This window comes from Halalkalibacter sp. HAAS-P014 (assembly GCF_056619965.1).
Window position 1 is genome coordinate 55,230 of record NZ_JBWQTV010000017.1, and the last position, 13,698, is coordinate 68,927.

Consider the following 13,698-nt stretch of genomic DNA (forward strand, 5'->3'; position numbering starts at 1 on the left):
AAAGATTAGTCCCAGCAACAACATATTCCATGCGAAGTGTAGGGTGATACAATTTCATCCTGCTTTTTTATTTTTATTTGCTTAAAAGTTATTAGCAAAATTGCTTATGTCTGTATAAGTTTCTAAAAAGGTTCCTGTCCCGGGCACTTTAAAGCAATGGGGTCAGGAATCTTTTCAGGAAGTTGTGACGGCCAATAATTTAATGATGATGAATGCAGGAAATGGTTCACTTGCAATAAGTTAGAAATTTTAGAAAATTCAATTGACTAAAGCGAAGTGGTGTTGTATTCTAATAGAAACTTGCATGGTACATGCAAGAGGGAGTCGTTGTTTAAACAATAAACAAATGGAAGCGCTTTCTACTGAGTGCTGAAAGGAGGTATTTTAAGCGATTGTAAATAGAAAGAGTAGAAGGATCCGATTCTAATACGCTATATTCATAAAGGAGGAATTGATTTGAATAATAAGTGGGAATCCATTAAAGGCAGTATTGATTGGCCAGTTTTTATCATCAGTGGTGGATTACTAGTGGTATTCGTTCTCGTATCATTAATAAATTTAGACGCTGTAACTGCTATGGTTAATACTGGGTTTGATTTATCTATTAAATATTTTGGTGCTTACTGGCAAATACTGTTGTTCTTTACTTTTGCTGTAGGTTTGGTTCTTTCAATTTCTAGGTATGGTAACGTAAGATTGGGAACATTAACAAAACCTGAGGGTAGTTTTTTTAAGTGGGCTTCAATAATTGTTGTTTCAGGTTTAGGAGCAGGTGGGGTTTTTTGGGCTGCAGCAGAACCTATCTATTATTTTATGGAAGTTCCACCTATGCACTCCAATATTTCACCAGGTACTTATGAAGCAATTGCACCTGCTTTAGCACAGTCCTATATGTCTTGGGGATTTACTGCATGGGCCGTGTACGGTGCAATTAGTGCAATTATCATTATGTACGCACATTATCATAAGGGCATGCCGCTAAAGCCAAGAACGTTGTTATATCCAATACTAGGAGAAAAGATTTTAACTAGTAAATGGGGTACACTTGCTGACGCAATTTGTATTATAGGAGCAGCAGCAGGAACAGTTGGTACAATTGGATTTTTTGGACTACAAGTTAGTTATAGTGCTAATCAAATAATTGGATTACCAGATAATCCTTTCGTTCAAGTATCTATGATAGTAGGTCTGATTGTTGTTGTGGCTATTTCTACTATTACTGGTATTGATAGAGGGATCCAATGGCTTAGTAAAGTAAATGTTATCCTTGCAGTCATTATTGGAGTATTTATATTGGTATTTGGGCCGGGGCGCTTTATTATTGATTCATTTATCTCGTCTTTTGGGTTTTATGTAAGTGAATTTGTTAATATAAGCAGTTTTCGTCAAGATGAGGCATGGCTAAGTTGGTGGATGCTCTTTTTCTTTGGGTGGTTTATCGGTTATGGACCAATGATGGCTATACTAGTCGCTCGTATCTCAAAAGGACGTACTATAAGGGAACTTTTTATTGTCGTTGCAGTCGTTGCTTCGTTAACCTCTAATTTTTGGTTTACTATTTTAGGTGGATCTGGAATTTTTTATGAGATTAATAATGTTGGCTCCGTAAGTGGACCATTATTTGAAAATGGGTTACCAGCTGCGATTATTGCAATTTCACAGCAGTTACCACTTGGAACAATAATGCCAATAATTTTCCTAGTGTTAACAGTTCTATTTGTCATAACAACCGTGGATTCCATGTCATACTCACTAGCTATGGGTGTAACAGGTGAAGGGAACCCTCCTAACTTTGTTCGAGTATTCTGGTCAGTACTTATGGGGGCAATTTCTATTATCTTAATTAATTTAGGTTCAGGTGGTTCAGGTGGCGTTGGTGCACTACAGTCATTTGTAGTAATTGCTGCTGTGCCGGTATCGATTTTGTTATTACCTTCATTATGGCATGCACCGAGAATTGCTAAAGAGTTAGCAAGAGAACAAGGAATCGAAACAAGTGAGAGTCAAAGGACAGAAAAAAAGGCTAATATAGGATGAATAAAATTATACCGAAAAAGTTTATTGAAATTTCGGAAAAATCAATTGACTCTTTATGAAAGCCTAGATATACTAAAGTTAATCTTGCATGGTACATGGCAGATGAGGTGAAATTTATAAGAGAGGAGTGATTCTTCTGAATGCGATCGTTGTCAGCCAATTAGGAGAAACTAATTGCTTAGAGTACAAAGAAATAGAAATACCTCAAATACAAGAGAATCAGGTTTTGATAAAAGTAAAAGCAACCAGTGTTAATTTTGCAGATGTAAAGAAAAGAAAAGGGACTTATCCTGGTCAAGTACAATTACCCTTTATACCAGGGCTTGAAGCTAGTGGGATTATTGTTGATATTGGAAAAGGTGTAAGCGCTTTTAACGTAGGTCAAAAAGTTATAGCACTACCTGATACTGGCTCATATGCAGAATACATTGCAGTTAACGAAGATTTAGTTTTTCCGATACCTGAAACTATGTGTTTAGAGAAGGCTGCGGCTTTCCCAATCGTATCTTTTGCTTCTTTTAGTTTGTTGAATGATATTGTAAGAGTTCAAAAGGGAGAAAGCGTTTTGATTCATGCAGCGAGTGGGGGTTTCGGAACTACAGCTATACAATTTGCAAGGTTACTAGGAGCTAGTAATATAATTGCAACAGTTAGTAGAGAACATAAGAAAAGCATTGTAGAAGAGGTTGGCGCTAAACATATAATAAATTATACTAATGAAAACTTTTCTGAGAGGGTACTAGAAATTACAGAAGGAAAAGGTGTAGATGTCATTTTAGATTCTCTAGGTGGAAATGTATTTTCAGAATCTTTAAAATGTCTAGCTCCTTTTGGACGAATTGCCTACTATGGAAATGCAGCTGAGCAAAAAGCGTATGTTGATATTGATGAGTTATACCCAAGTAATCGTAATGTATTGGGTTTTAGCTTCGGAATGTACAGGAAGTTGAAGCCAGAAAAAGTAGGGGAATTAGCTAAAAAGGTTATATCCTATGTGGAGAAAGACAGTGTAAGGATTAAAGTCACCAAAAAGTTCCCTTTAAAAGAGGCTGCTGCTGCACATGAATGGATAGAGAGCCGACAAAGTGTTGGAAAAGTTCTTTTAATCCCGTAGAATAGAGAGGAGTATATTTTTTTAAAAAACCTACCATGGTACATGGCAATCAGGAGGATCCTATGTCTGTTATTTCAACTTCAAGTATTACATCTCAAGTAACAAATGCGATACGTCAATCAATAGTAAGTGGTGAATATGAGCCAGGTCAAAAATTATCGGAAGCTGCACTCTCAGAATATTTTGGGGTAAGTAGAACACCAGTAAGGGAAGCATTAAAACAGTTAGAAAGAGAAGGATTAGTAGAAATTATTCCTAGAGTCGGGACTTGTGTCTCTAAACCAACGGATAAAGAACTTAAAGAACTGTTTACGATTAAGGAAGTAATGGAAGGATTAGCGGCTGGGTTGTTAGCTGAAAGAGGAAGCGTTAAAGAAATTTCTGCCATGGAGCAAGCTGTAGAAAAAATGGAGAAAGCAGTTGATCTGTCAGATAGTAACCTTTTTGTTGAAGCTAATAGTGAATTTCATAAAGCGATCCTTGAGGGTTCGGATAATTCAAAGTTGAGCTACCTTTTCAATATTCTTTTAAACCAAATTCCTTATAATCGGTATGTCTATTTGAGTATAGAAGTCCCTAATCGACTTGAGCAATCACTTTTAGAGCACAAGGAAGTGCTCGATATGATTAAAAGTGGAAAAAGTAAAGAAGCTGAAGAAGCGATGCGAAAGCATGTTAAAGCAAGTGGGTTACATCTTCAAAAAGGAATCTTAAATAAACTCTATAAAAAATAGTTAATAGGGGGAAAAGTAGAATGAAATTTGGGATATTTGCAAACTTAGCTGGCAGAGGACGTTTGGGAGAATTTGATAAAGTGCTAGATGAAGCAAGAGAGCAAGCAGTTTATTGTGATGAAAACGGTTATGATTCTATTTGGTATACGGAGCACCATTTCGGTCATGAAGGAAATGAGCTAATAGCTAACCCTATTTTAATCGGAGCTGATATTGCAGCTAGAACCCAAAATATTCGAATAGGGCAAGCGGCCAACGTAATAACGTTTTGGCATCCTCTTCGTTTAGCTGAAGATATTGCCATGTTAGACCAGCTAAGTGGCGGGAGGGTGGAAGTTGGCCTGGCTCGTGGATTATACGGGCGTGAAGCAGCCAACTTAAACAGCCTTGCAGATCCCAAAAATCAAGAACAAAACCGAGCTTTATTTGAAGAGACTTTTGAAATTCTTAAGAAAGCGCTATCAGAAAGGTTCTTTTCTCATCAAGGTAATATCTATCAATTTCCACCTGAGGGCTTAAAGTGGAACCACCCAATGAGTCCTGCTTCAGAAGAGTTTATGGATCTTGAAAAAGGGGAAATTAATAAAATCTCAATTATTCCGAGTCCTGTTCAGTCACCACCACCATTTTGGCAAACCATTGATTCGCCACGCTCAATCCAACTGGCAGCTGAAAGCGGTTTAAATGGGATGTTTTGGATGCCGACCGTAAAGGAGCTAAAAGGAAGGTTCGAATTATATAGGGATACAGCATCTAAAGCACAAGGTAGAGAAGTTCCTTTAGGAGAAGGAATTGCGCTAGTAAGAGATGTTTATGTTGCAGAAACAATGGAACAAGCACGTCAAGATGCTGCTGAGGCAGTATTAAACAATTATCGCTGGATTTGTCATTGGAGAGGACTTGGAAATTTAATGGATCCTGGAGAAGAAGTGAAACCAGGGCAAGAATTAACATACGATTTCTTACATCCTCGTAATCTATTATTTGGAACACCTGAATACGTAACGGAGAAAATTAAAGAATTGCAAGAAGAATTAAATTTACAAAATTTATTGCTCTGGGTTAACCATAATGGCTTACCTCATGACAAAATGATGAAAAGTTTAAAGCTGTTCACTGAAAAAGTAATGCCGAATTTTAAAACAAATGAAATCAAGGGGGAAAAAGCAAATGTTAGAAATTAGAAAGGTTTTAACAACAATTGAGGAAACACGTACTGATGGTGGAAGAGCGCTTGAGAATCCAATAAAGATGGTTGCTGCTGTAGCTGTTATTAAAAACCCATGGGCTAATCAAGGGTTCGTCGAAGATCTCAAACCCAAAATTGATGAATATGCGCCTGAATTAGGTGAGTTACTTGTAGCAGAATTATTAAAAGCTATTGGCACAGCGGATGATGTGGAGGCTTTTGGTAAAGCGGCTGTAGTAGGGGTTGACGGTGAAATGGAGCATGCTTCTGCTTATATCCATACATTAAAATTTGGTAATAAGTTTAGAAATTCGGTAGAGGGAACTAGCTTTTTGAGCTTCACGAATAAGCGAGGTGGCCCTGGAACAAATATTACCATTCCAATGGTTCATAAGCATGATGATTCAAAAAGATCACACTACATTACCTTTGAAACTAGTATTGGAGATGCCCCTCGTGCTGACGAGATTGTTGTAGCCATTGGAGCTTCTACTGGTGGTCGCCCACATCCAAGAACAGGGGATAGACATTCTGATATGAAAGAGATGGGATTGGTTTAATATGCCAAATGTAACATCTGGTGAACAAACAATTAACTATATTGAAAAGGGAATTGGAGAACCAGTTATTTTAATACATGGTGTGGGCTTAGACCACACCATGTGGAAATACCAAATAGACTCCTTGTCATTGAACTATAGAGTGATTGCCTATGACATGTTATGTCATGGTAAGTCGAAAAAAACGAACGGAGAATATAAGCTCATTCACTTTGTTGAACAACTCCGGGATCTTTTGAATTATTTGAATATTGACAAAGCTCATATTGTTGGCTTCTCGATGGGAGGAATGGTAGCTCAATTATTTGGGGTGTTACACCCTGATCGAGTTCAGTCGCTTTGTTTTATGAGCGCAGTAGCAAATCGTACGAAAGCCCAACAAGAGGCGGTCATTAGTAGAGTCAAGCAAGTCGAACAAGAAGGTCACTTGGCTACAATAGATGCAGCAATTTCACGTTGGTTTAATGAAGACTATATGCAAGGTAATTTAGAAGTCATTCAGCAGATTAAAAATAAACTGATGGAGAATGATCCATTAGCCTATTTGAAAGCGTATACAGTATTTGCAACTGCCGATCAAGAGCTTTGGGGCAAATTAGAACAAATTAGCAGGCCAACGTTGATCATGACTGGAGAGGCAGATGTAGGGTCATCTCCAGATATGGCAACACAAATGCATAATAAAATAAAAGAGTCCGAACTAATGATCGTTCCTTCAATAAGACACATGCTGCCAATTGAAGGAGCAGAAATAGTAAATAAGGTTCTCGACTCTTTTATTAAAAAGCATAGCAGTTGAGTGTAGGGGGTACTTATATTGGAAAACTTAAAAAAATACAACATGTATATAAATGGTGAATGGGTCGAACCCTCAAATGGAGAGTATTTTGAAAGTGTTAATCCTGCATCAGGTAAACCATGGTGCTTAATTGCTAGAGGTAACGAGTCAGATGTCGATAGGGCAGTATTAGCAGCACATCAAACTTTTACTCAAACTGATTGGGCTGATATGAGCTATACCGAAAGAGGTCATTTACTTAGAAAGCTCGGGGATTTATTAAAAGTTCATGCTGATGAAATTGCACAATTTGAATCGCTTGATAATGGAAAATTAATAAGGGAGATGCGTGGACAACTAAACTATCTACCAGAGTTTTTTTACTATTATGCAGGGCTGGCGGATAAAATACATGGCGAGACTCTGCCTATAGATAAAAAGGATATGTTTGTATTCTCTTCTAGAGAACCTCTTGGTGTTGTAGCTGCTATTACTCCTTGGAACTCACCATTATACTTGACCTTTTTGAAACTGGCACCTGCTTTAGCTGCGGGTAATACAATTGTGATAAAGCCATCAGAGTACACATCTGCGTCGTTGTTAGAGTTTGTAAAGTTAATTGAGGAAGCTGGGTTCCCTCCAGGTGTTGTAAATATTGTGACAGGTTTTGGAGAAAGTGTTGGTAGTCCATTAACCTCACATCCACTCGTAAAGCGAATAGCTTTTACAGGTGGAGCGGAGTCGGCAAAACATGTAGTAAGAAATTCGGCTAGTAATTTCTCGAAAGTCTCTCTGGAACTAGGAGGGAAATCTCCTAATATTGTATTTGAGGATGCTAATTTAGAAAATGCAGCTATGGGAATAATCGCGGGGATATTTGGTGCTTCAGGGCAAAGTTGTGTTGCTGGTTCTAGGGCTTTCTTACACGAGGATATCTATGAAAAGATAATGGAAATCATTGTAGATCGTGTGGAAAAAATTAAAATTGGCGACCCGATGTCAGAAGAAACTGAAATGGGACCTATGGCTACTTTGTCTCAGTTAGAAAACGTTGAGAAGTATGTTTCGATAGGTAAACAAGAAGGTGGAAAACTCATACTTGGTGGTAAGAGGCCACAACACCTAACTGAAGGATATTACTATGAGCCAACGATCTTTGAACATTCAAATAATGCTTCACGCATTTCAAGAGAAGAGATTTTTGGTCCAGTCCTTAGTGTGATCCCTTTCAAAACCGAAGAAGAAGTTATTCAAATGGCAAATAGTACGGACTACGGACTAGCTGCAGGGATATGGGTATCCGATATAGCAAGGGCACATAGGGTAGCCAAAAGAGTACGGGCAGGAATTGTCTGGATTAACACCTATCGAAGCGTCTCGCCAATTGCTCCAATAGGCGGATCAGGACTAAGTGGGTATGGCAGAGAAGGTGGAATAGAAGCGATTTATGAATATACGCAGACTAAAACGGTATGGATCAATACTTCTTCTGATAAAATTCAAGATCCTTTTATTATGAGATAATGTAACAATTAAAAGGGGGAGAACGAACGGTGAAACTACTTGGTATATCTGGAACAATTACAGGTTCAAAAACAGAAGTTTTGGTTAAGGAAGTTCTTAAAAAGGTTGAAGAATTGAATGCAGAAATCGAAGTCGAATTCTTGAATTTAAAAGATTATGATGTTCAGTTTTGTGATGGGAGAGATCCTAGTACGTATACAGGGGATACAAAAACGTTAATAGATAAGGTAAGTTCAGCAGACTTTTATATTATAGGAACCCCCATTTTTCAGGGATCGATTACGGGCGCGTTAAAAAATGTATTTGATCTAGTCCCTGTAAGTGCACTAAGAAGGAAAGTGATGGGATTTGTGGCTACAGGTGGAACGTTTCAACATTACTTAGTAATTGAGAATCAATTAAAACCAATTGCAGGCTACTTTCGAGCTTATGTTGCGCCTGGCTATGTATATGCGCATGATTCCCATTTTAACGAAGTAAAAGAAATCACAGATGAAGATGTCTTAACACGCGTTGAAGACTTAGCTCAGGAAGTGGTTTTTATGCAGAAACAATTAAAAAATACGACCTACACAACACAATCTTAAGAAAGCCAGCCTTTTTAAGCTAGGAGGGTACCTATGATTCCAATTGTTCAAGACAATATTCTAGACTGTGTAAAAAATGGGGATTTGATCATTATTGTTGATGATATCGAAACTCAAACAAGTTATTTAATGGGATTAGCAGAAAAGGTGACTGCCGCTAATGTTAATTTGATGACAAAGATCGGCAAAGGGCTAGTCTATGTTTGTATCAACAGTGATAGGGCAAGGGATCTTAAACTGCCATTAATGACCAGTGAAAATAATAATAAAAAGTTCACTGTTTCTATTGACTATAAAACAACAACAACAGGAATATCAGCCTTTGAGAGGGCCGATACCATTAAGGCCCTTTGTGACCTAAGGGTAGAGCCAGACGATTTTAAGAAACCAGGTCATGTTTTCCCTTTAATCTATTCTGAAAATGGAATATTAGATCACATTGGAATTTCTGAAGCAACAGTAGAAGTAGTAAAAAAGGCTGGATGCTCATCAGACATTAGCTATCTGTGTGAAATTCTAAATAAAGATGGAGAGGTCGCATCATCGTTAGAGATGACAGAAATTTCAAAAGAGTATAACATTCCTTCTATTAAAATTTCTGACTTGTTTAAGAGCAAACGTGAAGACTCTATTTGTCGCTTTGAGGGATCTGTAGCTTATGGCCAAGGAATGGGAAAGGGATTGGGGTATCCTACAGCAAATATACAATCCATTTTTCAAGAGCCTGTCTTAAGAAATGGTGTGTACGGGGTGAAAGTATTTTATGAAAACCGTGAATATTACGGAGTCATGAACACGGATCTTAAGCCAACCTTTAACTCCCTGTCTCCAGATAAATCTAAAGAAATCTTCATTTTTGATTTTAATCAACAGATTTATGGTGAAAAACTCACTGTAGAGGTGAAATTTTTTATTAGAGAAAAGAAACAATTTGCTTCCATTTACGATTTAACCTCACAAATAGAAAAAGATATAAGAGAAGTAAAGACTAAGTTTGGTTTATTAGAGGGGGGCATGATCGGGGTATTATGAGTTCAATTGATAATAATCTTACAGATCTTGCTTTTGCAAATCAATGTTTCGAAGTTTATGGGATTAATAGAGGTGTATATAATACAATCGATTATTGGTTTTACGAAAATGGAATGAAAGAAATTGAACTTAGGAGAGAAATAATCCTTCATTTTCTTGAGTGTACTTGTATTAAAAATAACAAAAGAACAAAATTTGGCAATGGTGGTCTAACGACTGCATTAACGAATTACTTTGAACGAGCTAGTATTCAAAAAAGGAGCTTACTCAAATGCTAAACTTAATGTACATTAACGGGGAATGGACAGGAGAAAACCTAGAGAAAATCAATGTTTACAATCCCTATAATAACGAAATTATTGGCACGGTTCCTAAAGGTGGAGAGACAGAAGCAACTCAAGCTGTAAATGCAGCAAGTTACGCTTTTACAACTTGGTCCAAAATGACAGCAGAAGAAAGAAGTATCTTGCTGAGAAAGTGGTATGAATTGATTGATAGTCATCAGGAAGAAGTAGGGGAAATCCTTACAACAGAACAGGGGAAACCTTTAGCTGAGGCTATTGGAGAAGTTAATTATGCCAATGGATTTATTTCTTGGTATTCGGAAGAAGCAAAGCGAGTTTATGGGGAAACCATTCCTTCTTCTGATCAAAATAAAAGGATTTTAGTTCAAAAGCAACCTATCGGAGTTGTAGCGGCTATCACACCTTGGAATTTTCCAGCAGCTATGATTACAAGGAAGGTAGGTCCAGCATTAGCAGCAGGCTGTACAGTCGTCGTTAAACCGGCAGGGCAAACCCCACTGACTGCATTAAAATTGGCAGAACTCTCCGAACGAGCTGGTATCCCAAAAGGGGTAATAAATGTTGTAACAGGCGACTCTCAAGCAATAGGTAATGTTTTCTTGAAAGATGAGAGAGTTCGAAAAATTACATTTACAGGTTCAACAGAGGTCGGCAAATTTTTAATGCGTGAGAGTGCTAGTACAGTGAAAAAAGTTTCACTTGAATTAGGGGGCCACGCTCCATTTATAGTGATGGATGATGCAAACATTGACAAAGCCGTCCTAGGAGTAATAAATTCTAAATTTAGAAATGCTGGTCAAACTTGTATTTGTACAAATCGTATTTATTTACATGAGTCAATTGAAAAAGAATTTATTGATAAGCTAGTTAGTCAGGTATCAAATCTAAAGATTGGTAATGGGATGAATAAAGAAACAGATATTGGTCCCCTTATAGATCGTAATGCAACTGAAACGGTTATTCAACAAATAGAAGATGCAAAGAATAAAGGAGCAAAAGTTGAGTTTGGTGGCAAGAGGCTTGAAAGAGAAAATGGCTCATTTTTTGAACCAACTATTCTTTCTAACGTATCAGACGAGATGTTATGCATGTTGGAAGAAACGTTTGGTCCACTAGCTCCTATTACTTCATTCAAAACAGAAGAGGAGGTAGTAGCAAGGGCAAACAATACGAACTTCGGACTTGCAGCTTATGTTTTTACAGAAAATCTTGGAAGAGCCATAAGAATAAGCGAAAACCTGGAATATGGCATTATTGGCCTCAATGATGGTCTCCCTTCTGTGCCTCAAGCTCCATTTGGAGGGTTTAAGGAAAGTGGTATCGGCAGGGAAGGTGGACACCATGGTATTGAAGAATTCTTAGAGGTCAAATATGTCTCGATTGGGTTTAGTTAATTGGTGATTATTGGAATGGGGTAACGCTGTATAGAACATAGTGAAAATAAAAGAGGCTTCTCATTAGTTGACTAACTTTTGAGAAGTTTTTTTATCTTTTTGGTTATGTAAAAAGGTTCCTACGTAAAAAGGTTCCTGTCCCCCGGCACTTTAAAGCAATGGGGGACAGGAACCTTTTTCTGGTCAAACTCACTGTTTTTTTCTATTTTGGATATCAGTCAAAAATATAACTGATGACATCTATCGCTTGATCAACAGTTTCTACAGTTACATTTGCTTTGTTTGAGAGCTCTTTTAATGGGTGAATGAATGATTCAGGTCTGATGATAATCGTCGGCTTGTTCATAGCAATGGCCATACTGGCGTCCATTGCTGTATTCCATTGTCTGTATTTTTCTCCAAATAAGGCAATAACGATATCAGCTTTCTGCATTAAGACTTGTGTTCTGAGATTGTTAATATCTGATGCTGCATCATCTTTATAAAGGGGAGAAGGCTGTTTTCCTAGAATCTCTTCGCCAATATTGTCTGAACGATCATGGTTTGTTTGCGGAGCGACAAAATGAAGCGGAAGATTTTTAGCCTTTGCTTTTTCTGCAACTTCATCTCTCCAATCATCATGAATCTGACCTGCTAAATAAACAACAAGTTCCATTCTAATTCCTCCAATAGTATTTGATTTTAAGTATTTAGTATCTAATTTAATCGTCTGTACTTTGTTGCACGGCCTTTGCCAATTCGTTCAATCACATGATCATTTAGTAGCTTTTCAAGGATGAGGCGAACTGAGGATTTACTCATATCTAAATACTTTTCTAATTTTTTACTTGAAAATTCCTCATGTTCAGCTAACCACGTTTTGATTCCCTCTTCTTCTTCATTCACTGGCCATATTTGTTTGGGCAATGTCACTACAAATGCGTTCGGTGATACTTCCCAAAATGGTTGTTTTTCGGCATGTCTATAGCTTTCGCGGATCCTTTGTAATCCGGTACCGTAACTTTCAATCCATTTCATACGATAAAAACAATTGGCTAATTTAGGATTTCGACTTTGCGAAATACCTAACTCAATATCATCCAGAGTAAGCCCCTGAACTAATCCACCAACTGAGACCATTTCAATACGATCATCGAAAATATGGATTAAAATACTGCCACTAAAGCTATAGTCTCTGTGTACGACAGCATTTATTAATGCTTCACGGATGGCATACTCAGGGTATTCAGACATTTCTACCCGATTTAAACCTTGAAACGAAGCAGATTTTCCATTATGCAATTCAATGTACTCATACACGTCTTTTACTTGTTTTATAATAGAGCCATGGAACTCTTTTCTATCTTGAAAATGAAGTTTATCAAGTCCGTCATAACGAGCACATTTAATCGAGTGTTCACATTGATCTGAAAGGAGTAGTCCTAAATTGGTAAAGTAACCCTCTTCATTGATTAAACCAAGTGTTCGCCTATGTTGTTGTTCAAATGATATGTTCAATTGCTTAAATTGGATTTCAGCTTCTACAAACGTTAAAGATTGATTTAAGCTACGCATATCTTCATATTGAGAACCATCTGATTCTATTATCATTTGACGAATCGCTTCATCGGAAGCGTGCTGACAGATGTTCCATGGCGTAAAAATACGCCTGACGATTTCATCCCTTTATTAGCAATATGGTACGGTCTTCTTGTCCCTTTTGAAATTGAAATTTTGATAATCTCTTTCCCTTCAATAGTGACAATTTCTGCTGTGGTATGCACTAAAATATCAGGTTTAATACTGTCACGCAACATATTACTAATCGATTCTAAATCTTTGTGAGCATTAGATAATCCAATCACGGTACCGTCGTCTTCTACACCAATAAAAATTTCTCCACCATTTGTATTAGCAAATGCAATAACCTCTTTTTTTAATCCGTCTGTCACTTCTCTTTTGAGCTCTACTATTGGGCTTTCCTGAAACACATTGTTCACCTCTCGTAGCTCTATTTTAAAAATCGATTAATCAATTAATTATACATGTTAATTTTGAGCTGTAGAGCACATATAGTAAAAAGTTCGTCATATGAAAGGCATTTCCTTTATTATTTTTAGATGAGAAGACTCCCACTTCATGGGTCGTTGAATATGGAAGGAAATGAAGTTTCTGAAGAAAGAGAATTTGAAGAATTTACAATTGAATATATTGAAGAAGAGCCTGCACCAGAAGGTCTTACATGGGCATTAGATGACACAGAAATACTTAAAATCAAACAGGTATCTGGAATTGGTGGACTGTATGAGATCACTCTAAAAGTTTACCCTTACTATCGTGCTCATATTAGCTATGGAGTAGATGAGCAAAAGAACCGACCCCATGCATGCAATTGGCCTTAAAATTTTATTATGCATTTGAATAGATATTACTTAATACTTGCAGCTTGATAAGCATAATAATTT

14 protein-coding genes are annotated in these 13,698 nt (G+C 37.2%); 11 read left to right on the top strand and 3 right to left on the bottom strand.

Going from position 1 to position 13,698, the window contains the following annotated elements:
* Positions 1-456: 456 nt before the first annotated feature.
* From AC1FXZ_RS14465 to AC1FXZ_RS14510, 10 genes are all read left to right on the top strand, one after another.
* Positions 457-2,037 carry a BCCT family transporter gene (locus tag AC1FXZ_RS14465; protein ID WP_480054843.1) on the top strand — a complete coding sequence of 527 codons (1,581 nt, stop codon included), beginning with the start codon at positions 457-459 and terminating at the stop codon, positions 2,035-2,037.
* A 136-nt stretch (positions 2,038-2,173) separates the two neighbouring features.
* Complete coding sequence (locus tag AC1FXZ_RS14470) at positions 2,174-3,151, top strand: quinone oxidoreductase family protein (protein WP_480055209.1); 978 nt, start codon at positions 2,174-2,176, stop codon at positions 3,149-3,151.
* A 62-nt stretch (positions 3,152-3,213) separates the two neighbouring features.
* Positions 3,214-3,885 (top strand): GntR family transcriptional regulator, encoded by a 672-nt coding sequence (locus AC1FXZ_RS14475; protein ID WP_480054845.1) that lies wholly within the window; start codon positions 3,214-3,216, stop codon positions 3,883-3,885.
* A gap of 20 nt (positions 3,886-3,905) precedes the next feature.
* Positions 3,906-5,069, top strand: a complete 1,164-nt coding sequence (locus AC1FXZ_RS14480; protein ID WP_480054847.1) for an LLM class flavin-dependent oxidoreductase — start codon at positions 3,906-3,908, stop codon at positions 5,067-5,069.
* Positions 5,056-5,634 (top strand): amino acid synthesis family protein, encoded by a 579-nt coding sequence (locus AC1FXZ_RS14485; protein WP_480054849.1) that lies wholly within the window; start codon positions 5,056-5,058, stop codon positions 5,632-5,634. Before AC1FXZ_RS14480 ends, AC1FXZ_RS14485 begins: the two co-directional genes overlap by 14 nt.
* A 1-nt stretch (position 5,635) precedes the next feature.
* A complete protein-coding gene (locus tag AC1FXZ_RS14490) occupies positions 5,636-6,433 on the top strand; it encodes an alpha/beta fold hydrolase (protein ID WP_480054851.1) in 798 nt (265 codons plus the stop codon).
* Positions 6,434-6,451: 18 nt separating this feature from the next.
* A complete protein-coding gene (locus AC1FXZ_RS14495) occupies positions 6,452-7,936 on the top strand; it encodes an aldehyde dehydrogenase (protein WP_480054853.1) in 1,485 nt (494 codons plus the stop codon).
* A gap of 29 nt (positions 7,937-7,965) precedes the next feature.
* On the top strand, positions 7,966-8,523 hold the full coding sequence (locus tag AC1FXZ_RS14500) for an NADPH-dependent FMN reductase (RefSeq protein ID WP_480054855.1): 558 nt from the start codon (positions 7,966-7,968) through the stop codon (positions 8,521-8,523).
* Positions 8,524-8,556: 33 nt separating this feature from the next.
* Positions 8,557-9,555, top strand: a complete 999-nt coding sequence (locus tag AC1FXZ_RS14505) for a 3,4-dihydroxy-2-butanone-4-phosphate synthase (RefSeq protein WP_480054856.1) — start codon at positions 8,557-8,559, stop codon at positions 9,553-9,555.
* Positions 9,556-9,826: 271 nt separating this feature from the next.
* On the top strand, positions 9,827-11,254 hold the full coding sequence (locus tag AC1FXZ_RS14510; protein WP_480054858.1) for an NAD-dependent succinate-semialdehyde dehydrogenase: 1,428 nt from the start codon (positions 9,827-9,829) through the stop codon (positions 11,252-11,254).
* 214 nt (positions 11,255-11,468) lie between these two features.
* Here the strand turns inward: AC1FXZ_RS14510 and AC1FXZ_RS14515 are convergent, their stop codons facing one another.
* Genes AC1FXZ_RS14515 through AC1FXZ_RS14525 form a run of 3 tightly spaced genes read right to left on the bottom strand, consistent with a single transcriptional unit; the run spans position 11,469 to position 13,224 of the window.
* Complete coding sequence (locus AC1FXZ_RS14515) at positions 11,469-11,909, bottom strand: YtoQ family protein (protein ID WP_480054860.1); 441 nt, start codon at positions 11,907-11,909, stop codon at positions 11,469-11,471.
* A gap of 41 nt (positions 11,910-11,950) precedes the next feature.
* Positions 11,951-12,844: an ATP-binding protein gene (locus AC1FXZ_RS14520; RefSeq protein WP_480054862.1), complete on the bottom strand. Its 894-nt coding sequence runs from the start codon at positions 12,842-12,844 to the stop codon at positions 11,951-11,953.
* Positions 12,841-13,224, bottom strand: a complete 384-nt coding sequence (locus AC1FXZ_RS14525; RefSeq protein ID WP_480054864.1) for an AlbA family DNA-binding domain-containing protein — start codon at positions 13,222-13,224, stop codon at positions 12,841-12,843. Before AC1FXZ_RS14525 ends, AC1FXZ_RS14520 begins: the two co-directional genes overlap by 4 nt.
* Before the next feature lie 162 nt (positions 13,225-13,386).
* Here AC1FXZ_RS14525 and AC1FXZ_RS14530 point away from each other — a divergent pair, with 162 nt between their 5' ends.
* Positions 13,387-13,635, top strand: a complete 249-nt coding sequence (locus AC1FXZ_RS14530; protein WP_480054865.1) for a DUF3888 domain-containing protein — start codon at positions 13,387-13,389, stop codon at positions 13,633-13,635.
* Positions 13,636-13,698: the final 63 nt, after the last annotated feature.